24 protein-coding genes are annotated in these 21,489 nt (G+C 67.4%); 11 read left to right on the top strand and 13 right to left on the bottom strand.

The genetic code is table 11. From position 1 onward, the window contains the following. Positions 1-52: 52 nt before the first annotated feature. On the bottom strand, positions 53-1,162 hold the full coding sequence (locus OKW78_RS13410; RefSeq protein ID WP_281195665.1) for an NAD(P)-dependent alcohol dehydrogenase: 1,110 nt from the start codon (positions 1,160-1,162) through the stop codon (positions 53-55). Positions 1,163-1,410: 248 nt separating this feature from the next. Here OKW78_RS13410 and OKW78_RS13405 point away from each other — a divergent pair, with 248 nt between their 5' ends. Then, positions 1,411-2,862, top strand: a complete 1,452-nt coding sequence (locus OKW78_RS13405) for an aldehyde dehydrogenase (protein WP_281195664.1) — start codon at positions 1,411-1,413, stop codon at positions 2,860-2,862. Between the two features lie 74 nt (positions 2,863-2,936). Beyond that, positions 2,937-4,091: an acyl-CoA dehydrogenase family protein gene (locus OKW78_RS13400; RefSeq protein WP_281195663.1), complete on the top strand. Its 1,155-nt coding sequence runs from the start codon at positions 2,937-2,939 to the stop codon at positions 4,089-4,091. Positions 4,092-4,164: 73 nt separating this feature from the next. On the opposite strand, the gene OKW78_RS13395 is transcribed toward OKW78_RS13400, so the two are convergent. The 6 genes from OKW78_RS13395 to OKW78_RS13370 all read right to left on the bottom strand — a co-directional run bounded on the left by OKW78_RS13395 (position 4,165) and on the right by OKW78_RS13370 (position 7,623). Next, positions 4,165-5,007, bottom strand: coding sequence for an enoyl-CoA hydratase/isomerase family protein (locus OKW78_RS13395; protein ID WP_281195662.1), 843 nt, complete (start codon positions 5,005-5,007; stop codon positions 4,165-4,167). 159 nt (positions 5,008-5,166) lie between these two features. Then, complete coding sequence (locus tag OKW78_RS13390; RefSeq protein ID WP_281195661.1) at positions 5,167-5,331, bottom strand: hypothetical protein; 165 nt, start codon at positions 5,329-5,331, stop codon at positions 5,167-5,169. Between the two features lie 3 nt (positions 5,332-5,334). Continuing rightward, positions 5,335-6,099: a Phenylacetic acid catabolic protein gene (locus tag OKW78_RS13385; protein WP_281195660.1), complete on the bottom strand. Its 765-nt coding sequence runs from the start codon at positions 6,097-6,099 to the stop codon at positions 5,335-5,337. Continuing rightward, positions 6,096-6,311, bottom strand: coding sequence for a phenylacetic acid degradation PaaB family protein (locus OKW78_RS13380; protein ID WP_122105148.1), 216 nt, complete (start codon positions 6,309-6,311; stop codon positions 6,096-6,098). Before OKW78_RS13380 ends, OKW78_RS13385 begins: the two co-directional genes overlap by 4 nt. Further along, positions 6,308-6,700 carry a metal-sulfur cluster assembly factor gene (locus OKW78_RS13375; protein ID WP_281195659.1) on the bottom strand — a complete coding sequence of 131 codons (393 nt, stop codon included), beginning with the start codon at positions 6,698-6,700 and terminating at the stop codon, positions 6,308-6,310. Before OKW78_RS13375 ends, OKW78_RS13380 begins: the two co-directional genes overlap by 4 nt. Positions 6,701-6,702: 2 nt before the next feature. Beyond that, positions 6,703-7,623, bottom strand: coding sequence for a Phenylacetic acid catabolic protein (locus tag OKW78_RS13370; RefSeq protein ID WP_281195658.1), 921 nt, complete (start codon positions 7,621-7,623; stop codon positions 6,703-6,705). 167 nt (positions 7,624-7,790) lie between these two features. Here OKW78_RS13370 and OKW78_RS13365 point away from each other — a divergent pair, with 167 nt between their 5' ends. Together OKW78_RS13365 and OKW78_RS13360 are read left to right on the top strand one after the other, a co-directional pair. Further along, positions 7,791-8,285, top strand: a complete 495-nt coding sequence (locus OKW78_RS13365; protein ID WP_281195657.1) for a GNAT family N-acetyltransferase — start codon at positions 7,791-7,793, stop codon at positions 8,283-8,285. A gap of 6 nt (positions 8,286-8,291) precedes the next feature. Then, positions 8,292-8,576, top strand: a complete 285-nt coding sequence (locus OKW78_RS13360; protein ID WP_281195656.1) for a 2Fe-2S iron-sulfur cluster-binding protein — start codon at positions 8,292-8,294, stop codon at positions 8,574-8,576. Between the two features lie 687 nt (positions 8,577-9,263). Here OKW78_RS13360 and OKW78_RS13355 read toward each other — a convergent pair. The 3 genes from OKW78_RS13355 to OKW78_RS13345 all read right to left on the bottom strand — a co-directional run bounded on the left by OKW78_RS13355 (position 9,264) and on the right by OKW78_RS13345 (position 12,692). Continuing rightward, positions 9,264-10,886, bottom strand: a complete 1,623-nt coding sequence (locus tag OKW78_RS13355; RefSeq protein ID WP_369335040.1) for an acyl-CoA synthetase — start codon at positions 10,884-10,886, stop codon at positions 9,264-9,266. 149 nt (positions 10,887-11,035) lie between these two features. Beyond that, entirely contained in the window at positions 11,036-11,806 is a 771-nt protein-coding gene (locus OKW78_RS13350) for a CoA-transferase subunit beta (RefSeq protein ID WP_281195654.1), read from the bottom strand. Then, positions 11,796-12,692 (bottom strand): CoA transferase subunit A, encoded by an 897-nt coding sequence (locus OKW78_RS13345; RefSeq protein WP_281195653.1) that lies wholly within the window; start codon positions 12,690-12,692, stop codon positions 11,796-11,798. The genes OKW78_RS13350 and OKW78_RS13345 overlap by 11 nt, the downstream gene beginning before the upstream one ends. A gap of 107 nt (positions 12,693-12,799) precedes the next feature. Between OKW78_RS13345 and OKW78_RS13340 the strand changes: the two genes are divergently transcribed. The 7 genes from OKW78_RS13340 (at position 12,800) to OKW78_RS13310 (ending at position 19,014) form a co-directional block, all read left to right on the top strand. Beyond that, on the top strand, positions 12,800-14,044 hold the full coding sequence (locus OKW78_RS13340; protein ID WP_281195652.1) for an ABC transporter substrate-binding protein: 1,245 nt from the start codon (positions 12,800-12,802) through the stop codon (positions 14,042-14,044). 15 nt (positions 14,045-14,059) lie between these two features. After that, entirely contained in the window at positions 14,060-14,989 is a 930-nt protein-coding gene (locus OKW78_RS13335) for a branched-chain amino acid ABC transporter permease (protein WP_281195651.1), read from the top strand. Further along, entirely contained in the window at positions 14,989-16,068 is a 1,080-nt protein-coding gene (locus OKW78_RS13330) for a branched-chain amino acid ABC transporter permease (protein WP_281195650.1), read from the top strand. The genes OKW78_RS13335 and OKW78_RS13330 overlap by 1 nt, the downstream gene beginning before the upstream one ends. A 31-nt stretch (positions 16,069-16,099) precedes the next feature. Further along, on the top strand, positions 16,100-16,852 hold the full coding sequence (locus OKW78_RS13325) for an ABC transporter ATP-binding protein (RefSeq protein WP_281195649.1): 753 nt from the start codon (positions 16,100-16,102) through the stop codon (positions 16,850-16,852). A gap of 1 nt (position 16,853) precedes the next feature. Further along, positions 16,854-17,567, top strand: a complete 714-nt coding sequence (locus tag OKW78_RS13320) for an ABC transporter ATP-binding protein (protein WP_281195648.1) — start codon at positions 16,854-16,856, stop codon at positions 17,565-17,567. Between the two features lie 2 nt (positions 17,568-17,569). Then, positions 17,570-18,361, top strand: coding sequence for an enoyl-CoA hydratase/isomerase family protein (locus OKW78_RS13315; protein ID WP_281195647.1), 792 nt, complete (start codon positions 17,570-17,572; stop codon positions 18,359-18,361). 101 nt (positions 18,362-18,462) lie between these two features. Further along, the gene (locus OKW78_RS13310) at positions 18,463-19,014 is read left to right on the top strand and encodes a MaoC family dehydratase (RefSeq protein WP_281195646.1); all 552 of its coding nucleotides are present in this window, start codon (positions 18,463-18,465) and stop codon (positions 19,012-19,014) included. Between the two features lie 18 nt (positions 19,015-19,032). Here OKW78_RS13310 and OKW78_RS13305 read toward each other — a convergent pair whose 3' ends face one another. The 3 genes from OKW78_RS13305 to OKW78_RS13295 all read right to left on the bottom strand — a co-directional run bounded on the left by OKW78_RS13305 (position 19,033) and on the right by OKW78_RS13295 (position 21,237). Continuing rightward, positions 19,033-19,860, bottom strand: coding sequence for an enoyl-CoA hydratase/isomerase family protein (locus OKW78_RS13305; protein WP_281195645.1), 828 nt, complete (start codon positions 19,858-19,860; stop codon positions 19,033-19,035). Continuing rightward, the gene (locus OKW78_RS13300; protein ID WP_281195644.1) at positions 19,860-20,744 is read right to left on the bottom strand and encodes a 3-hydroxyacyl-CoA dehydrogenase family protein; all 885 of its coding nucleotides are present in this window, start codon (positions 20,742-20,744) and stop codon (positions 19,860-19,862) included. The genes OKW78_RS13305 and OKW78_RS13300 overlap by 1 nt, the downstream gene beginning before the upstream one ends. Before the next feature lie 91 nt (positions 20,745-20,835). Further along, positions 20,836-21,237 (bottom strand): universal stress protein, encoded by a 402-nt coding sequence (locus OKW78_RS13295; RefSeq protein WP_281195643.1) that lies wholly within the window; start codon positions 21,235-21,237, stop codon positions 20,836-20,838. Between the last annotated feature and the right edge of the window lie 252 nt (positions 21,238-21,489).

The following is a 21,489-nucleotide window of genomic DNA, read 5'->3' as shown; positions in this document are numbered from 1 at the left end:
CGCGCCGGTGATCCGGAGTCGACCCCGTGTCGGCGGTCCGGGATCGCCCCGTCTACGGCTCGCTCACGCGAAGGACCGGCTTGATCGCCTCGCCCGCCTCCTGCTCCGCTATCGCCCGCTCGATGTCCTCGAAGTCGTAGTAGGTGACGAGCTCGTCGAACGGGAACTTCCCGGCACGGTAGAGCTCGATCAGGTCGGGGATGAAGAGGTCCGGCATGGAGTTCCCCTCGATGACTCCCTTGACGTTCCGCCCGAACAGGACGTTGTTCACGTCGAGTTCGACCTCGGTTCCGAGCGGCGGCGCGCCGACGACCGCGCAGTCGGCGTTCTGGCGCAGGCAGTCGACCGCCTGTCGGAGGACGTCCGTGTTCGCCGTCGTCTCGACGCTGTAGTCCGCTCCGCCGCCGAGGTGCTCGTGGATCGCGTCGACCGTGTCGTCGACGCTCGTCGGATCGATCGCGTGGGTGGCGCCCAACTCGAGCGCCTTCTCGAGTCTGGACTCCATGAGGTCGACGGCGACGACGTCGGTACAGCCCTTCAGGTCCGCGGCCATGACCGCGCTCAGCCCGACCGACCCGGTCCCGAACACCACGATGGAGGAGGCCGCCTGCGGGTCGAGCGTGTTGATGACCGCGCCAGCACCCGTCTGGATCCCGCAGCCGAGCGGTCCGAGTAGCTCGAGGGGGACGTCGTCGCCGACGGGAACGACGTTCCGCTCGGTGGCGATCGAGTGGGTCGCGAAGGAGGACTGGCCGAAGAACATCCCGCTCACGTCCTCGCCGTCGTCGCGGATCGGCGAGGAGCCGTCCGTGACCCGCCGTCCCGCGAAGTTATGCGCGAAGAAGTCGTCGCAGTACGCCACGTCGCCCTCTCGACAGTTCCGACAGGTCCCGTCGTGATCGAAGGTGAGCACGACCCGATCGCCGGCCGCCACCTTCGTGACGCCCTCCCCGACCGCCTCGACGACGCCCGACCCCTCGTGGCCGAGCACCGCCGGCAGCGGAGTCGGGTAGTACTGGTCCCTGACGGCGAGGTCCGTGTGACACAGCCCCGCACCCACGACGCGAACCAACACCTCCCCGGGTTGGGGATCGTCCAGCTCCAGCGTCTCGATCTCGAACGGCCCGGACTCCTCTCGTACGACCGCGGCGTCTATTTCCATGTCCACAGTCACCATGGGTAGTGTTACTCATAAACGTTCGCTCATCCGCGATCGTTCTCGCGACTCGATCGACTCCGAGTCCCCCGACGTCCGTCGTCTCCGCTCGCCTCCATCTCCGCTCGCTTCCGTCTCCGCTCGCTTCCGTCTCCGCTCGCCTCCGAATCGGCTCGGTTCCGGAACCCCATCTCGATCCCATCGAGTTCCGGCGTCCACAGCGTTTTATCCGCGCGGGAGCGACCCCGAGCCGCATGAGCTACACCGGCCCGACAGAGCTGTATATCGACGGCGAGTGGACCGACGCCGAGGGAGGAACGACGTTCCACACCGAGGACCCCGCGACGGAGGAGCCGTACGCCGAGGTCGCGGAGGCGGCCGAGGTCGACGTGGACCGCGCCGTCGCCGCCGCGGACGACGCGATGGCCCGCGACGGCGAGTGGCGGTCGCTCGCCCCGCGCGAGCGCGGCGCGCGCCTTCACGCGATGGCCGACGCCATCGAGGAGCGGCAAGACGAGATCGTCGCGGTCGAGTCCCACGACAACGGGAAGACCCCGTTCGAGGCGTCGCTCGACGTCGAGATGGTGATCGAGACGTTCCGCTACTACGCCGGCTGGACCGACAAGATCGAGGGCGATCAGGTCCCCGTCCCCGGCGATCGGCTGAACTACACCGTCCGCGAGCCCGTCGGCGTCACCGCCCACGTGATCCCGTGGAACTACCCGTTCCAGCTGGCCGGCCGGAGCCTCGCGCCCGCGCTCGCCTGCGGCAACACCGCGGTTCTCAAACCGTCGAGCACCACGCCCCTCTCGGCGCTCTACTACGCGGTCGCGGCGGAGGAGGCGGGCCTTCCGGACGGCGTCGTGAACGTCGTTCCCGGCCGCGGGAGCGTCGCGGGGAACCGCCTCGCCGAACACCCGGACGTGGCACACGTCGCGTTCACGGGCAGCACCGGCGTCGGGAAGGGCGTGATGGAACGCGCCGCCGCGAACGTGACCGGCGTCACGCTCGAACTCGGGGGGAAGGGGCCGAACCTCGTCTTCCCCGACGCCGACCTCGACGCCGCGGCCGCCGGCTGTCACTACGGGATCTTCATGAACGCCGGACAGATGTGTTGGGCCGGCTCCCGGCTCCTCGTTCACGAGTCGATCCACGACGAGGTCGTCGAGCGCGTCGTCGAGCGCGCCGAGTCCACCCCGCTCGGCAGCGGCATCGACGACGACGGTCGGATGGGACCGACCGTCAGCGAGAGCCAGCAGGCGGAGGTACTCGAGTACATCGAGACCGGTCGTGAGGAGGGTGCGACGGTCGAATGTGGCGGAGGCGTCCCGGCGGACAAGGAGGCCGGCCACTTCGTCGAGCCGACCGTCCTCACCGACGTGACCAACGACATGACGGTCGCCCGCGAGGAGATCTTCGGGCCGGTGCTGTCGGTGATCGAGTTCGCCGACCGCGAGGAGGCGATCGAGATCGCGAACGACTCGCCGTACGGGCTCATGTCGGGGGTCTGGACGAGCGACCTGGAGACGGCTCACACGGTCGCAGACGCGCTGGAGTACGGCATGGTGAGCGTCAACGAGTATCCCGTCACGCAGCCGCAGACGCCCTTCGGCGGGTTCAAGGAGAGCGGACTCGGCCGCGAGCAGGGCACCGAGGCGCTGCGCGAGTACACCCAGACGAAGAACGTCAACGTCAACCTGGAGTAGGCGGTTCCTCGGGGAACCGATCCGTCCCACGGATCTCGAACCTTTATCCGCCCTGCCCGCGCGTGTAGGCCCGTATGAGCCTCATCGAGAGCGCGCTCACCGACGAGCATCGGGAGATACGCGACCGGGCCGCGTCGTTCGCGACGGAGGTCGTGGAGCCGGCGGCCGACCGCATCGAACGCACCGACGAGTTCCCCCGAGAGGTGATCGAGGAGGCGGGCGATCGGGGCCTGCTCGGGATCCTCCTCCCGGAGGCGTACGGCGGCGAGGGGTCCGACTTCCTCTCGTACTGTCTCGCGATCGAGCGGATCGCCGAGGCGTCCGGCGCGGTCGCCGAGACGATCCAGGGTCACACCTTCGCCGCGCTCCCCGTCGCCGAGTTCGGCACGGACGACCAGAAGGAGCGATACCTCGAACCCATGGCGCGCGGCGAGACGGTCGGGTCGATGCTCCTGACCGAGCCCGACGCCGGCAGCTCGCCGAGCGAGCTGTCGACCGTGGCGGCCGCTGACGACGAGGGGTACCTGCTCTCCGGCGAGAAGGCGTTCGGGACGAACGCGGGCGTCGCCGACCTCCACCTCGTCGTCGCACGGAAACGCCCCGCACCCGAGGAGGGCCACGGCGTCAGCGTCTTCCTCGTTCCCGGCACCGACGACCGGGAGGGGTTCGACTTCGAGCGCGTCGAGTACATGGGGATGCGCGGGCACGTCACCGGGGACTCGACGCTGTCGGACGTGCGCGTCGGCGACGACGCGCTGCTCGGCGAGGTCGGACAGGGGTTCCGGATCGCGATGGGCACCATCGACATGGCCCGAACCGGGCTCGGCGCGATCGGCACCGGGATCGCAAGAGCGGCCTTCGACGACGCGATCGCGTACGCGGGCGACCGCGAGCAGGGCGGCCAGCCGGTCGGGAACTACCAGGCGGTCCAGGTGCTCGTCGCGGACATGGACGCCGAACTCGACGGGGCCCGGCACCTGGTGTACGATTCCGCGAAGCGGATCGCCGACGGCGAGGGAGACACGCGGACCTCGAGCAAGGCGAAGTACGTCGCGAGCGAGGCCGCCGAGTTCGTCACGCGAAACGCGATCCAGGTCCACGGCGGGAAGGGGTACCGCACCGACCTCCCCTTGGAGCGCTACTACCGGGACGCGAAGATCCTGAGCATCATCGGCGGCACGACGGAAATACAGAAGACGACGGTCGCGGGCGAGGCGCTCGGCCTCTAGTCGGTCCCCGATCCTCTAGCCGGTCCCCGCTCGTTCCCGGTCGGTCCGATCGACTCTCGCCGGATCGGTCGCCCTACTCCTCGCCGGGCGCGCCCGGTTCCTTGTCGCCGAGTTCGACGCCGAGGAAGTCGGGCTCGTGGTCGCCGAGGAAGGCGTCGACGCCCTCCTTCGCCACGTCGGAGCCGAGCAGGCGGTTCTGGAGCTCCCGTTCGTGTGCGAGCGCGTCCCAGAGCGGAAGCTCGAGACCCTCGTTGACGGCCAGCTTGTTGTGGCCGACGGCCATGTGCGACTTCTCGACGATCTGCGCGGCGAGCTCGCGGGCGGCGTCCTCGACCTCGTCGGGCGGGTGGATCTCGTCGAAGATGTCCCGGTCGGTCGCCTGCTGGGGCGTGAGCGTCTCGCCGGTGATCATCATCTTCAACGCGGTCGACCGGTCGATGTACCGCGGGAGCAGCTGCGTGCCGGCCTCGCCGGCGATGAGTCCGAGGTGGATCTCGGGCATCCCGACGTTGTAGTCGTCGTCGTCGCCGACGAACCGGAAGTCACACGCGAGCGCGAGCTCCAGGCCGCCGCCCATGCAGTGACCGTTCACCATCGCGATGAAGATCGTGTCGGTCGTCCGCATCTTCATGATGATCTCCTTGCTCGTCTGGCTCGCGTAGCCGACCTGCTTGCCGGACTCGGTCTGGAGCTCCTTGATGTCGAACCCGGTCGAGAAGAACTTCTCGCTCGCGCTGCCGAACAGGGCGGCGCGAACCTCCTCGTCGAACCGGACCGTCTCGACCACGCGCTGTAACTCGAGCAGTACGTCGATGTTGTGCGCGTTCGCCGGCGGACGGTCGAGACGGATGGTTCCGATGTGGTCCTCCAAGTCGGTCTGGAAGTACTCTAGATCCAGCTCGCTGAACGATTTCATACGATCCACCGATCGAATTCGTCCTATATGTATGTTCTCATTACGATCGTTCGTGAGGATCCGACGTATCTGCCGATAACGGACGTCTCGGTGGCTCTCCCACCGTCGGCGGTCGTTCGTTCGAGTCCCTCGGCGGCCGCTTCGGCCGCCCGCCACGCCCTACTCGGGCTGTCTTCCGTCGTACTTGATCCGCTCGAAGACGGTGTGACAGCCGTTACAGTAGTACTGCGTCTTCGAGATCTCGCTGCCGAACGCCGACTCCTTGTCGACGTCGGCCGACCCGCAGTGCGGACACTCGACGACGGTGTCTTCGGGCTCGCTCATGGATCACTCGATCGCGAACTCGGCGTTCCGTTCGCCACGGATCTGGACGAGGTCCTCCTCCCGGACCCCGCCGCCGCCGACGCGGCGTCTGGTCTCGTCCCACGCGTCGGCGTCCGGCGCGTCCCAGTCGACGTCCTCGAGCGACACGTCCGTGTCGGCGAAGAGCTCGCGGTAGTGGTCGACGAACCGCTCGCGGATCCCCTCGACCGACTGGCTCGTGAACCCGGCGTCCACGAGCGGGTCGGCGTCGTCGTCGACGTCCGCCGGACCGATCAGCGCGAGCGCCGACGGGAGCGTCTCCGCCAGCGTCGACCGGAGCTTCTCCGGGTTCTCGTCGGCCAGCGTCTCGAGGCGGGCGTCGTGATACTCCAGGTGGAAGTACTCGTCCTCACCCATCTTCGTGATCATCCCGTCCATGTCGTCGCGGTCGATCGCGTCGAGCATGTACCACGCCGCGCGGTCGACCGGGGCGATGGTGGCCATGTACTCCGTCCAGTCGCCGTCGATGGCGTCGAGACACGAGGCGTTGGCGAACTCCTCCGGGTCGCGCTCTCCCCGGAGCCAGTCGCCGTCGCGGCCCTGCGACTCCAGTTTCCGGAAGAGCTGTCGGACGTGGCCGACCTCCTCCTGGGCGGCGCTGGAGCCCCCGATGTCGTCCTCGAGCGAGGGACCGGCGAGGCTCCATTGCGCGTAGCGATGGCCCAACACGAGCTTCGTGTCCGTGATCGCCTGTACGTAGTCGACCGCCGCCGCGGGCCACTCGCTCATTGTGGCACCTCCCGGCGGACGTTGCCGCCCTCGACCTCGAGTAGGTCCTCCTCGCGGACGACCGCGAGGTAGTTCCAGTCCTCCTCGTCGTAGGTGTTGTACGCGTACGTCTTCGCCAGCCGGTCGCTGTGAGCGGAGACGGTGCCGAGGTGGAGCGTGTCGTCCCCCTCGTTTCGCCGCCCGAACACCGCGTACTTGGTGGTTCCCGTCATAGGCTGATCCCCGAGTTCCGCATCTTCTCGCGTACCGGCTCGGTGAGCATGTCCTTCGACCACACCGGGTCCCAGACCACGTCGACGCCGACGGAGTCGACGCCGTCGACCACGCGGAGACAGCTCCGGACGTCGTTCTTGATCATGTCGTAGGCCGGACAGCCCATACACGGGAAGGACATCTCCACGTCGACGTGGCCGTCATCGGCCGTCACGTCGTAGACCATCGCCATCTCGACTAGGCTCACCGGGATGTGCGGGTCCGGGATCTCGTCGAGTTCCGCCCACAACTGGTCCTCGAAGGTCGAGGCGCCGGCTCGACGCCGCTGGACGAACTCGCTCTTCCGAGCGGGTCCCGAGGCGCCGCCGGTTCGTTGTTTCGTCGACATCGTTACACCTGCACGCTCACTTCACCGGACTGGATCATGTTCACGTACTTCTCGTTGGCCGGCCCGCGGTTGCGCCAGCGATCGATCACGTCGTCCCAGGAGATCGGCTCGTCGAAGCGCCACTCCTTGTTCTCCTGGTCGAACGCGACCGGCATGTCGTACTCGAGGACGTACTCGTCCGCCTCCTCGTCGTAGTGGGCCGGCACGTCGAGTTCGAGCTCCTCCATCAGCGGGAGCGTCCGCGAGAGCCAGTCCTGTCTGAGCTCGTCGTTCGATTTGCCCTTGATGCGGTAGTCGAGCTGCTCGGTGTTGCGCTTCTGTTCGTCGGACATGCCGAACCATTCGACGCCCATGGGGAACATCCAGTCGACGGCGTCCTGGAGCCGCCCGCGGGTCTTGTCGCTCTTGTTGGCGAGCCGGCGCATCCACGTCTCGCCGTGCCGGAGGTGGAACTGTTCCTCCTTCTCGACTTTCGTCAGCGCGCGCTTCCAGGGCGCGTACGACGTGTTCTCGTAGATGTCGCCGAGAAGCACCATTCCCGCGCGGTCGAAGATGCCGTGAGCGGTGACGAGCTCCGCGAAGTTCTCGAGGTGCTGGTCGAACCCGTACGTGTTCCGGAACTCGTGGGGCTCGCGCTCGTAGATCAGCTCCTGGCGGTCCTCGCCGAGGTCCTCCAGCAGGCGGTAGGCGATGTGACCGTGGCCGAGCTCGTCCTGGACGACGCTGATACACGACGCGCGGGCGTCGATCGACGGCGCGTTCAGCGACTGGTCGTAGTAGGCGGGGGCGCTCATCAGCTCGGTGTCCCCGGAGACGAGCAGGATCCGTTTGAGGGCCTTCTTGTAGCCCTCGGTCATCTCCGCCTCGCTCTCGATCATCTTCCCGTTTTGAAGCTGCTTTTTCAACTGTTTCTCTGTGGGCATGGTCGGATCGGCTGATTACCCGTTCGGAGGCCAGCATTATAATTGTTTTCTGTATACGATTCGCGTATCGATGACGCCCTCCGACGCCGATCCGCCGGTTCTCACTCGAGAGCCGAGTGACCCCGTCGACACGATCTTTTTTATCAGTCGGGGCCGACGGGGCGCACATGGCATACGAAGTGCGGCACGCGACGAGCGAGGACGCGGAGGAGCTGATCGAGCTCTGGCACGGGTTCACCGATCACCTCTCCGAGTACGACGACCGGTACCGTCACAAGGAGAACGCGGACGAACGCTGGATCCGGTACTTCGAGAACCAACTCGTCGACTCCAAGTACGGCACCGTCGTCGTCGCGGAGGCGGAGTCCTCGGGAGAACTGATCGGCGTCCTCGAGGCCCGCGTGATGGGTGACCACCCGATCTTCCGGCTTCAGGACCACGGCTACATCAACGGCCACTACGTCGAGCCCGACCACCGCGGCCAGGGCGTCGGGAAGGCGCTCCTGGAGGCGGCCGAGGAGTGGTTCGCCGGACCCCCGCACGAGGTGGAGTTCTTCCGTATCGACGTGCTCGAGGGCGACGACGAGGCCGCGGCGCTCTACGACGAGCTCGGCTTCGAGCCGGTCGAGCACGTCTACGAGACGTCCGCGGGGAACCGGTAGAGCGCCATGGTGGAGACGTACACGGTCGAGCTCGCCGACCGCGGGAAGACGATCGAGGTTCCGGCCGACAAGTCCATCCTCGAGGCCGCCGAGGAGGTCGGCATCGACCTCCCCTACCAGTGTCGAATGGGCGTCTGCGGCGTCTGCTCTGCGAAGTGTGAGGGCGACGGCGAGGTCGACCAGACCGAGGGGATGTTCCTCTCGGACGGCGAGAAGGAGGAGGGCTACGTGCTGACCTGTATCGGTCGGCCCCTCTCGGACCTGAAGTTACAGACGGACGAGAGTCCCTGAACGCGCGGATCGATCATCGAACCGTCCCCTCCGGTTTCGGTTCTTCTCCCGCTAGTCGACGACGCTGTAAGAAGTCGACGACGCTACAACCGACGCGACCACGAGCAGAGCGGCCGGCACGTCGGCGATCCGTTCCGCACGGCCGCGATCCGTACCGGGAGGTCGGGGACCGGCAGTGGTTCGCCGCCGATCCCGCTTGGTGGGCCACACGTTCGTATACGGTATTGTATACGAAATTCGAATACGCCCGCGGCCGGAACTAAACACACCCTAAGTCCGTGTTATCTACTCGGACCGCCCGGCAGAATTATAACACACACTAAGCCCGTGTTGTCTTCGACTGGCGGACCACGTGCCGACGGGATCTCTCCTTTGCTCCGGCTCTCGAAGTCATTCGATCACGAATAACTCACCGCCCAGCCATGACGTATACGATCACGTATACGGCGTTTGGGGCGGTATCGGCCGGAAGAGCCGACGGTATCTCAATCGGACGCGGATCGGGATCGACGATCGCTTTCTCCCTCGAGCGAGGTGAACCGGCGGGACGAGCCCGTCGATCCGAGCGGCGGAGATCTCGTATACTGATTCGTATACGCCCCGTCGGCGAACGAAGGATGCCGGACCGGGTCGTCACTCCTCGGCTCCTCGATCGAACGGAAAAGCGACGAAACGGCGGGAGTGCGACTATTCGCGGAGTTCCTTGCGACGGATCTTGCCGGTCTCGGTCCGGGGCAACTCCGACACGAACTCGACCGCACGCGGGTACTTGTACGGTGCGAGCGTGTTCTTCACGTGGTTCTGGATCTCCTCGACGAGTTCGTCGTCGCCGGTCACGCCGTCGGCCGTGACGACGAACGCCTTCACGATCTCGCCGCGCTGTTCGTGGGGAGCGCCCACGACGGCGACCTCGGCGACGTCCTCGTGTTCCTCCACGACCGCTTCGACCTCCGGACCGGGAATGTTGTAGCCGCTGGAGACGATGAGGTCGTCCGCGCGCGACTTGTACTCCAGCCGACCGTCCTCGCGCTGGACGAAGATGTCGCCGGGGAACGACCAACCGTCCTCGACCGCGTCGTCCTGTTTCTCCGGGCGGTTCCAGTACTCGATACCCGTCGGTCCGCGGACCGCGAGCATCCCGGGCTCGCCCCGGTCACACTCCTCCCCGGTGTCCGGGTCGATGATCTTACACTCGTAGCCCGGTACCGGGAACCCCGTCGCCGTCGGGTCGACCTCCCCCTCGTGGTGGTGGCTCACGAAGATGTGGAGCATCTCGGTGGTCCCGATCCCGTCGAGCAGTTTGATCCCGTACTCCTCGCGGAACGACTCGAAGGTGTTCGGCGTCAGCGGCTCGCCGGCGCTCATCCCGACCCGAAGCGAGGAGACGTCGTACTCCTCGGGCCCGTCCGGGAACTTCGCGAGCATCTGGTTGAACGCCGTGGGGATCGAACACAGCACCGTGATCCCGTGCTTTTCGACCGACTCGAGCAGATCGCCCGGGCTCGCGTCCTGCGTCAGGCTCGTGCTCGCGCCGAACCGTAGCGGGAACGTGACGAGGTCGCCGAACCCGTACGCGAACGGGAGCGGCGGGTTGCCGCCGAACACGTCCTCCTCGGTCGGCTCGAGGCAGTACCGCGCGTACGTGTCCGCCGTCGCGAGCATCTGCCGGTGGGTGTGGATCGCGCCCTTCGGCCGACCCGTCGTCCCGCTCGTGTACAGCATCAACGCCAGATCGTCCCGCTCGGTGTCCGCGGCCTCGAGCTCCGGACTCGCCGCGTCCGTCAGCTCGTCGTAACCGTGATGGTCGTGTTCGATCCCGTTCCGTTCCGCGACGACGACGTCCTCGACGGTGTCGAGATCGGGCAGCGCCTCGTCCACCTCGTCGAGGAGGTCGTCGTAGACGACGATCGTGGTCGCCTCGGCGTTGTTGACGATGTACCGCAGCTCCTTGGCGCGGAGCAGCTTCATCGACGGCATGGCGACGGCTCCGATCTTCTGGACCGCGAGACACGTGACCACCGGCTCGGGCCGGTTCGGGAACCGGACCAGGACCCGGTCGCCCGACTCGACGCCGAGGTCCCGAAGGGCGTTACCCATGCGGTTCACCCGCTCTTGAAGCTCCTCGTAGGTTATCGTCTCGTCCTCGAAGTGGACGGCGACGTTGTCGCCCCGCCCCTCGCGGACGTGGCGATCGACGAGCTGGTCGGTCGTGTTGACGTGTTTGGGGTAGTGCGCCTCGGGGATCGGATACACGTAGTCCGGCGAGTCCGATTCGTCTGGCAGGTACTCCGTCGGGACGTTGGACTGCATCTGTGTGTCTATCATCACGATCTTATATGGAACACTTAACGGTTGCTATCGCGTCACATCGTGTTCGAACCGCGTTCCGGGCGACCCCGATTCGCGGGACTTCAGGGCGTCCGGCCGGTCCGGTTCGCCCGGGGTTCGGCCGGCCGCGTTCAGGTCCAGAACCCGTCCGGGTCGAACGTCCGGATCAGTTCGAGCTCCTCGTCGGTCGGCTCCGGCGTCGTCGTCACCGGTCCCTCGCCGATCTCGGGTGCGGTTCGGACGGCCCACGGGAAGTCCGCGAGCATCGCCTCGCGGTCGACGCCGGGATGGACGCTCCGGAGGAACAGCTCGCCGTCGGCGAACCCGAAGGTCGCCTTCGAGGTAACGAGCGCGTCCGGACCCCCGCCCGGTGCCGGGTGGTTCCCGCGTCCCGAGCCGTCGGCGGAGTGGCCCGGACTCGTGACGTAGTTGACCTCCTCGACGAATCGACGGGGCTCGTGTGGCATCAGGAGGACGGTCCGTCCGGCCATGCAGGCGATGTCGCAGGCGCCGCCGCTGCCGGGAAGCCGGATCTCCTCGTCTCCGGCCCGGACTCGCGTCGTGTTCAGGTTGCCGTATCGGTCGACCTCCGCCCCGCCGAGGAACCCAACGTCGACGTCCCCGCGCTGTAGTCGGCTCATGATGTCCAGCATCCCGGTCGTCGAGACAGCGTGGTTCAGGTTCGGAAGGTCACACATCGTGTGGATGAACCCGTCCGCCGGGCCGTCCCGCACCACGCCGCTCTCGTAGACCGCCATCGAGTCGGGAGCGTGCGTGCTGACGGCGAGCTGGAAGGCGATGAGCGGGAGCCGCATCCCCACGAACGCGGTGTCGCCGTCCTCGATCTCGGCGGCCGCCGCGCTCACCATCAGCTCCCGGGGGGTGTACGTCTCACTGGCCATAGCGCACCTCCGCGGCGACGGTCGGCTCGGTTATCGACAGGTCCGCGTCCACCCGCTCCATGTATTCCTCGCGGTCTTCGACCCCGTACACCCACTCGTCGGCCCACTCGTCGAAGGCCGCCTGCGTGTCGGTCGCGCCGTGGTACGCCAAGTAGTACTCGTTGTCGCGGTTGTAGTGGCCGGCGACCGGCGAGGGGTGAGCGCCCCACGGGCACTCCACCACCGCGGACACCTGCTCTCTGGTGATCGCGGTCCGGCTCGGGTCGCTGTGGATCACCGCCGGTTCGACGACCTCCTCGGCGGTCACGAGGACGTTCTCGGCCGCGCCGACCGCCGGGTCGACGATCCCGGTGTTCCCCCACAGGTGAACGTCGCCCTCGGGGCTGGCCCGCTGGGCGTGGACGATCGCCCAGTCCGGTTCGATCGCCGGAACGAGCGCTACCTCCTCGCCGTCGAACGGGTCGGTCCCGCGCTCGAACAGGTCGCTCTCGGCGAAGACGTCGCTTCCGAGGAGCGACCGGGTGGGGAGGTACGGGACGCCGAGCGCGCCGGCTCGGAGCGCGAGCGCGACGCTGAAGTTCGAGTGGTTCTCGACGTCGATCCCGTCGCTCTCGACGGCCTCACGGAACCGGTAGCCGGTGCCCGCGCTGACGTTTCCGACCCACGCCGCCCGGACCCGGGAAACCGCGCCACAGCCGATCAGCTGGTCGAAGAGGAGGTCGCTTATCGGACCGATCAGGGTGAGGTCGTCGGTCCCCTGTCGGGCGAGTTCGTGTCCCGCCGCGAACGGGATCGCGTGTTCGAGCGCGAGACCGGTCGCGACGGAGCTCCCCGACGGGATCCGCGACACCGCGTCGGAGAGCGTCTCCGCGGGTTCTGCTGACATGTGATCCTCCTCTACGATCGTCTCATATAAATCCCGTCAGTATCGACCCGCTCGCGATCGTGATCTGTAACGAAAAATATAAACGTAACTTCCCCGAGGGTGAGGACATGTCTCACGATTCAGAGACCAGTACGGGCAGTCGGAAACCGACGAACCGATCGGCGTCGACGACGTCGCGCCGCCGGTTCCTCGCCGGCAGTGCCGCGGTAGGAGCGACGGCGCTCGCCGGCTGTGCCGGTGACGGCGGCGACGACACCCTCACCGTCGGCCACGTGTTGCCGACGTCGGGGACGTACGCGCTGCTCGGCGAGAGCATCATGAACGGCTTCGACCTCTACCTCGAACAGAACGACGGTCAACTGGGCGGCTACGAGGTCGAGACCGTCCAGCGCGACACGAGCGGTGACACCGACACGGGCGTGTCGATCACCCGCGAGTTCCTCGTCGAGGAGGGCGTCGACGCCCTGGTCGGCCCCGTCTCGAGCGCGGTGGCGATCGCGATGATGCAGACCGTCCAACAGGAGTCGAGCGCCATCTGGCTCAACGCCAACGCCGGCGACTACCGCGTCACCCAGGACGGCTGTATGGACCTCCACTTCCGGACCTCGTTCAACGACTGGCAGACCTCCGCCCCGCTGGCCCAGTGGGTGTACGACAACGTCGCCGACAACGTCGCGTTGTCGTACGCCGACTACGCGTTCGGACAGAACTCGAAGACCTTCTTCCAGGAGGCGTTCGAGGAGGCCGGCGGCGAGGTCGTCGACGAGATAGCCGCCCCGCTCGGGACGGAGGACTACTCGCCGTTCCTCGGCGACATCGAGGACAGCGGCGCGGACGCCGTCTTCTCCTTCTTTGCCGGCGGCGACGCGGTCAACTACATCACCCAGTTCAGCGACTTCGGGCTCGACGAGAACCTCACCCAGACCGGGAGCGGCTTCCTGCTCTCGGAGGACACCCTGCCCGCACAGGGGGAGGCGGCGCTGGGGAAGTACTCGCTTCTCCACTACACCGCGACGAAGGAGACCGACCGCAACCAGACGTTCGTCTCGAACTACAGCGGGGAGTTCGACCGGCAGCCGAACGTGTACGCCTGCCAGGGGTACGACTCGGCCCAGGCGCTCGATATCGCCGCCAGCAACGCGGACTCGACCGATGCGTCGGACCTCGCCGCGGCGCTCTCGGGCGCGGAGCTCGACAGTCCGCGCGGGGAGTTCAGCTTCGACCCCGGCACGAACGAGCCGCTCCAGAGCATGGACGTTCGGGAGGTCGTCGAGGGCGACGACGGGGTGGAAAACGAGGTCGTCGCCACCATCGACGACATCGAACTCCCCGATTGGGGCTGCTCGCTCTAGATCGATGGAGGGACCATGGGACCGGCACGGCGACCCGACCGCGTCCGCACACGGGGGCTATCCCTGATGCTCGCCGAGTTCTCGAGCGTCCTCAGAGCGACCATGCTCGGCATCCAGCTCGGCATGACGCTCGCGCTCGTCGCGGCCGGGCTGACCCTGATCTTCGGCATGCTCGACGTGATCAACTTCGCGCACGGCTCGCTGTACATGATCGGCGGATACCTCGGCGTCACCATCGCCTCGCAGTTCGGGAGCTTCTGGCTGGCGCTTCTGATCGCGCCGCTCGCCGTCGGCGTCGTCGCCGCGGCCATCGAGGTGTTCGGCCTCCGCGCGCTGTACGGCCGGAACCCGCTATATCACATCCTGTTGACGTTCGGGATCGCCATCATGGTCCAGGGGCTGGTCGTCGAGATATGGGGCGGCCAGTCGCTTCGGATCGAGGCCCCGGAGATGCTCTCGGGAACGGTCTCGATCGGTCCGGTCCAGTACCCGGTCTACTGGCTGTTCGTGCTCGCGATCAGCACGGTCCTCATCGCCGCCGTCTGGCTGATGATCGACCGGAGCGACCTCGGGATCCTGATGCGTGCGAGCGCACACGACACCGAGATGGTCGACGCGCTGGGGATCGACGTCTCGAAGGTGTTCACCGGCGTCTTCGTCTTCGGCGCGATACTCGCGGGGATCGCGGGCGTTCTCCTGGGAGCCTCCCGGTCCGTCAGCCCGGGCATGGGATTCGGCGTGATCATCGAGGCGTTCGTGATCGTCGTCATCGGCGGCCTCGGTAGCTTCAAGGGCGCGGTGTACGGCGCGCTGTTGGTCGGACTCGTCACCGCCTACGGGGCGCTCATCGCGCCGTCGGTCACGGACATCTTCCTCTTCGCCATGATGGCCGTCGTCCTGATGGTCAGACCGAACGGACTCTTCGGCGCCACGGAGGCCGCATAATGGGGCTGCTCGATGCCTTCGACCCGCGCGAGGCGTCCCCGACTACCGACGGGATCCTCACGAACCGCGGGCGCTTCGGGGTCCTCGCGCTGATCGCCGCACTCGCGGTTCTCGGACCGATCGCCGCGTCCGTCCGGCCCTTCTGGCTGTACCTACTCGTCCAGATCCTGGCGTTCGCGCTGTTGGCGCTCAGCCTCGACTTCGTGTTCGGCTACGCCGGCCTGCTGTCGTTCGGCCACGCGGCGATGTTCGGCGCGGGCGGCTACGCGGTCGCGCTGTTGGTCACCCACGTCACCCCCAACGCGCTCGTCGTGTTGCCCGCGGCGGTTCTCACCGGCGTGGTCGTGGCCGCCTTCATCGGCTGGTTCAGCGTCCGGGCGCGGGGGATCTACTTCGCCATGTTGACGCTGGCGTTCGCACAGATCTTCTACGTCGCCGCCTTCGCGGACCTGCCGGCGTCGCTTCTCGGCGTCGAGACGGTCACCGGCGGCGACAACGGGCTCGTCGGGCTCGCGGCGCTCGAGGCCTTCGGCGTCGTCGACCTCTCCAGCCGGTTGAACTACTACTTCCTCACGCTCGCGCTGGTCGCGCTCTCGCTTCTGGCGATCGTGCGGATCGCGAACTCCCCGTTCGGCCGCGTGCTCCAGGGGGTCCGCGAGAACGAGGACCGAATGGCGTTCATCGGGTACGACGTCGAGCGCTACAAGGTGATCGGCTTCGCGATAAGCGGAGGGTTCGCCGGGCTTGCCGGCGGGCTGTACGTCCCCTTCCAGAGCCTCGCACAGCCCCAGCTGCTCCACTGGACGCTGAGCGGAGAGCTCGTCGTGATGCTGCTCCTCGGCGGCCTCGGCACGCTGTGGGGGCCGATGCTCGGTGCCGGCGTCGTGATACTGCTCGAAGAACAGCTCAGCGGGTTCACGGCCTGGGAGGTGATCCTCGGGGCCGTCTTCGTCGTCGTCGTCGTCTTCGCCCCGCAGGGGCTCGCGGGCGTGCTGGTCTCCCTGCGGGACGACCCGAAGGACACGCTCGGAAAGGTCCGTGACGCGCTGGCGAACTACCGCGAGAAGGTGCTGAAATGACGGGGAACCCATCACACGGAGGGAACCGGCGATGAGCGAGCCGCTCCTCCGAACGGACTCGGTGACGAAACGGTTCGGCAAACTGACCGCCGTCAGCGACGTGTCGCTGTCGATCCCGGAGGGCGGGATCAGCTCGATCATCGGCCCGAACGGCGCGGGAAAGACCACGCTGTTCAACCTCTTCACCGGCAAGCACGCGCCGACGGAGGGATCGATCGAGTTCCGCGGCGACCCGATCGACGGGCTCGAGCCGCACGAGGTCGTCGCGCGGGGGATCGTCAGGTCCTTCCAGATCACGAACTTCTTCGCGGAGCTGTCGGCGCTCGAGAACGTCCGGCTGGCGACGCAGGCCGACCGGACGGGGTTCGCTCCCGACGACTTCCTCGCACACCACGCCTCGCTCTCGGAGGCGACCGACGAGGCGGAGGCCGTGTTGGAGCGGATCGGCCTGCTCGACGTCGCCGACCGGACGGCGGCGAACCTGGCGTACGGTGAACGCCGGCACCTCGAGATCGGGATCGCGCTCGCGACCGATCCGGACCTCCTGCTCATGGACGAGCCGACCGCCGGGATGGGGCCGGAACAGACGGACGCGACCGTCTCGCTCATCGAAAACATCGCCGAGGACGCGACGGTCGTCCTCATCGAACACGACATGGAGATCGTCATGAACGTCTCGGAACGGATCGCGGTGATGAACAGCGGCGAACTGATCGCCCGCGGAACGCCCGAGGAGATCAGTCGAAACGAGGCGGTGCAGCGCGCCTATCTGGGAGGTGAGTGAGATGTCGGAGCTGCTCTCCGTCGACGGGATAGACACCTACTACGGCGAGAGCCACGTCCTCTTCGACGTGTCGATGTCGGTCGATTCGGGGGAGGTCGTCGCCCTCGTCGGCCGCAACGGGGCCGGGAAGACGACCACGCTTCGGAGCGTGATGTGTCTCACCCCTGCGGCCGAGGGGACGATCGAGATGGACGGCGAGGAGATACAGGACCTGGACCCGCACGACGTGCGACGACGCGGGATCTCGTGGGTCCCCGAGGAGCGACGAGTGTTCGGCGGGCTGACGGTCGCCGAGAACCTCCGACTCGCCGCCCGCGGCGGTGAGGACGACCGAACGACGCAGATCGAACGCGTCTACGAGCGGTTCCCGCGGCTCGACGAGCGCCGCGACCAGCACGCGGGCACGATGAGCGGCGGCGAACAGCAGATGCTCGCCATCGCCCGCGCGCTCGTCGGCCCCGAGACCGATCTGCTGCTTCTCGACGAGCCGAGCGAGGGACTCGCGCCCCAGATCGTCGAGGACGTGGCCGACATCATCAGGGAGCTCAACGACGAGGGGGTCACGGTCCTCCTCGTCGAGCAGAACGCCGAGATGGCGCTCGGACTGGCCGACCGTGCGTACGTCATCGAGACGGGCGAGATGGTTCACGAGTCGCCCGCGGACGAGCTGTTGAACGACCGCGAGGCGATGGAGACCTACCTGGGGGTGCGGTGACGATGTCGCTCGACGACTACGACTTCGAGACGGTCGACGTCGACGTCGAGGACGGCGTCGCCACGATCCGCCTCTCGAATCCGCCGGTGAACGCGATCAGCCAGAAGATGCGCGCGGATCTCGCGGAAGCGGTCGCCGTCCTCGACGAGGAGGCGGTCGACGCCGGGATCGTCGCCGGCGACGGCGACGTGTTCTCGGTCGGGGCCGACGTCGGGCTCTTCGAGACCGCTCGTGAGTGGACCACCGCCGAGTTCCGGACGAACTCCCGCGTGCTCGGCCGCGCGTTCGAGCGGATCGAGACGACGGAGACGCCCGTGCTCGCCGCGGTCGAGGGCACTTGCGTCGGCGGCGGGCTCGAGCTCGCCCTGGCGTGTGACGTCCGGATCGCGGCGCCGGACGCCACGCTCGGCTTTCCTGAGCACAACATCGGACTCATCCCCGGGCTCGGCGGCTGCTCGCGGTTCGTCCAGCTCGTGGGTCCCGGGCGGGCCAAGGACCTGATCTTCAGCGGCGAGCTGATCGACGGCGAGCGCGCCCGCGAGGTCGGGCTCGTCGAGCGCGTCGAGGCGGATCCCGAGGACGCCGCACGCGAGTACGCCGCGGACCTGGCCGACGGTCCCACGCAGGCGATCGGCCTGACGAAACGCGTGATAAACGAGGCCCGAGACAGCGACCTGCGGACAGCGGGGGTCCTGGAGTCGCTCGCCCAGAGCACGCTCCTGCGGACGGCCGACCACGAGGAGGGCGTCGACGCCTTCCGTGCGGACCGCGACCCGGAGTTCTCCGGGGAGTGAGCGGGTTGCGGGGGAACCAGCGGGTCTCGGGAGCTCCACTCGCCGAAGCGTCGCCGGGATAAAGGGAAAGAGGCATGCGATCCCGACGCCATCCGTGTCCCATGAGCCAGGACGCGGATGCCGTCGACGAGGACGCGGACGCCGTCAACGGGGACGCGGACGACGCGATCTACTTCGAGGACGTGGAGCCGGGAACCGTCATCGACTGCGGGAGCACGACCGTCACCGAGTCGGACGTGGTCGAGTTCGCCGAGCGGTTCGACCCGCTCCCGATGCACACCGATCCGGACGCGGCCGCCGAGGGACGGTTCGGAGGACTCGTGGCCAGCGGCTACCACACCCTTTCACTGTCGGTCCGACTGCTCGTCGAGGCGGTTCGACGCGACCGCGCAGTGATCGCGGGACTCGGGATCGACGACGTGCGGTGGCACGCGCCGGTCCGCCCCGGCGACGAGATCCGCGTCGTCGACGAGGTGCTCGACACCCGCCCGTCCGAGAGCGACCCGGAAACCGGGATCATCCACGAGTCGATCACGGTCACGAACGACGCGGACGAGACGGTGTTGACCCTGGAGAACCACGAACTGATCGAACGGCGCGAGCGTAGGGACGGGGGGATCGAGCGTGGAGACGGGAGCACGGAGTCGGCGTAGGGCGCGCGATTTCCGAGCCTACCGACCCTTCCACTCCGGCTCGCGGTCCTCGAGGAACGCGTCTATCCCCTCGTCCTTGTCCGCGGTCGCGAACAGTTGGGCGAACAGCTCGGCCTCGTAGTCGATGCCGGTCTCGAGGTCCATGCGCTCGCTCGCTTTGACCGCGGTCTTCGCGAACTCGAGGGCGACCGGGCTCTTCTCGGCCATCGATCCGGCGAGGTCGTAGACGCGGTCGTCGAGCTCCTCCGCGGGATACGCCTCCTCGACGATCCCGAGGTCGGCGGCCGCCGCCGCGTCGACGAGTTCGCCGGAGCAGATCAGCTTCATCGCCTGTCCCGTCCCCACGAGACGGGGAAGCCGTTGCGTACCGCCGCCGCCGGGGATGATCCCGAGGTTGATCTCGGGCTGGCCGATCTTTCCGCCCTCGGCGGCGATCCGCACGTCGCAGGCCATCGCGAGCTCGAGTCCGCCGCCGAGCGCGTGGCCGTTCACGCGGGCGATGGTCGGCTTCGGGCAGTCCTCGACGTGCTCGAAGACCCGCGGCCGCTCGCTCGCCTCGCGCTGTTCGAGCGCGTCGCGCTCGCGGAGCTCGGTCACGTCCGCGCCGGCGACGAACGCGCCGCTCTCGTCGTCGCCGGTCAACACGACGACCCGGACCGCGTCGTCGTCCCCGATCGCCTCGAACACCGCGACCAGGTCCTCTCGAAGCTCCGCGTTGAGCGCGTTGCGCGCGTCCGGCCGCGAGATCGTCACCGTCGCGACGCTCTCGACGCGATCGCCAACCGAGACCGAGACGGTGTCGCTGTCGGCCGCCGCCGACTCGGTCGCCGTCGACGTCCCCGCCATCACCGCTCACCCCAGTCGCCGCTCACGCCGACGACCTCGCCGTCCTCCCAGACGTAGAAGCCCTCGCCGCTCTTCCTCCCGAGCTTGCCGGCACGGACCTTGCGTTTGAGCAGCTGCGGCGGGCGGAAGCGCTCGCCGAGCTCCTCGCGGAGGTACTCGAGGATGTCGAGCCGCACGTCGAGCCCGACCACGTCACACAGCTCGATCGGCCCCATCGGGTGGTTGTATCCGAGCTCCATCGCGGCGTCGATGTCCTCCGGTCCCGCGACGCCCTCCTCGAGCATCCGGATCGCCTCGACCCCGACCGCGACGCCGAGTCGCGAGGAGGCGAACCCGGCCGAGTCGGTGACCGTCACCGGCTCCTTGTCGATCGCCTCGACGAACTCCGTCGCCGCCGAAAGCGTCTCCTCGTCGGTCTGCTCGGCGACGACGACCTCGACGAGCCCCATGATGTGGACGGGGTTGAAGAAGTGGAGACCGATCGCCCGTCCGGGCCGGTCGAGGACGCTCGCGATCTCGGTTATCGAGAGCGAGGAGGTGTTGGTCGCGATCACCGCCTCCGCCGGTGCGTTGGCGGCCACCTCCTCGAACGTCTCCCGTTTCAGGTCCATCCGCTCGGGGATCGCCTCGACGACGAACTCCGCGTCGCCGACGGCGTCGGGAAGCGAGGTCGTCGTGTCGATCCGCTCCAGGGTCGCCGTCTTCTCCGCTTCGGTCACTTTGTCCCTGTCGACGCCGCCCTGGAGGTTCGACTCGATCGCGTCGACGCCAGACTCGAGGATGGACTCCTCGATGTCGCGGATCGTCACGTCGTATCCCGCCATCGCGGCGACCTGTGCGATACCGTGGCCCATGGTCCCGGCTCCGAGTACGCTTACACGCATCGTTCACATCGTGAGTAACCACGTACATTAGCGTGTCGAGTGACCGCGGATCGTCGCGACCGCTCGACGGTCCTCGGCCGGGAGGAGGCGGCTACGACCCCGATCCGCGTCCGCAGACTAGGACCGGTCGTTCGGTTCCGAGGATCACGTCCTGGGTGACGCTGCCGAAGAGCGCCTTCCCCGTCGGCGACCGCTTTCGCCCGCCGACGCAGATCTGGTCGACGTCCTCCCGCTCGGCGTGTTCGAGGATCCGTGTCGCCGGGTCGCCGCTGGTCTCCTCCGGGTGAACCGTGATGTCGCGCTCTCTCAGCCGTTTGATCGCCTCGCGGGCCGAGTCGACCTGCGTGACCGACGCGCCGGTCGGGTTGTCGGTGAACACGTGAAGGAGGTGGACGACGACCTCGTCGGCTTCGTCCGCTATCTCCCCGATCGCGTCGATCTGAGCGCCGACTCCGTCCGCATCCTCGTCTATCGCGGCCAGGATCTCGTACATACCTCCCGTTTTCGCGCCCGCACAATAATGGTTTCCGGCGATCCCCGATCCGCGGGGTTCCGCGGGCCAGGATCTCCCTCTCCCTCCATGACCGTCCCTGACCGCTCCCTGCTTCCGGACCGAGCACGTGAGGGATCCGGGTGACCGTCTCACAAGTATTTGAAATCTGCTATATTAGTGGAAATATTCGGAAGTTTATCTATATTAGAAATTCGTCGAGGTAAGAATGATGGCCCTATATTCGTTGTTACC

This window comes from Halorubrum sp. F4 (assembly GCF_027257195.1).
In the GTDB taxonomy this organism is placed as follows: domain Archaea; phylum Halobacteriota; class Halobacteria; order Halobacteriales; family Haloferacaceae; genus Halorubrum.
The sequence above is the reverse complement of the archived record's forward strand: the minus strand, read 5'-3'. Positions and strand labels throughout refer to the sequence as shown.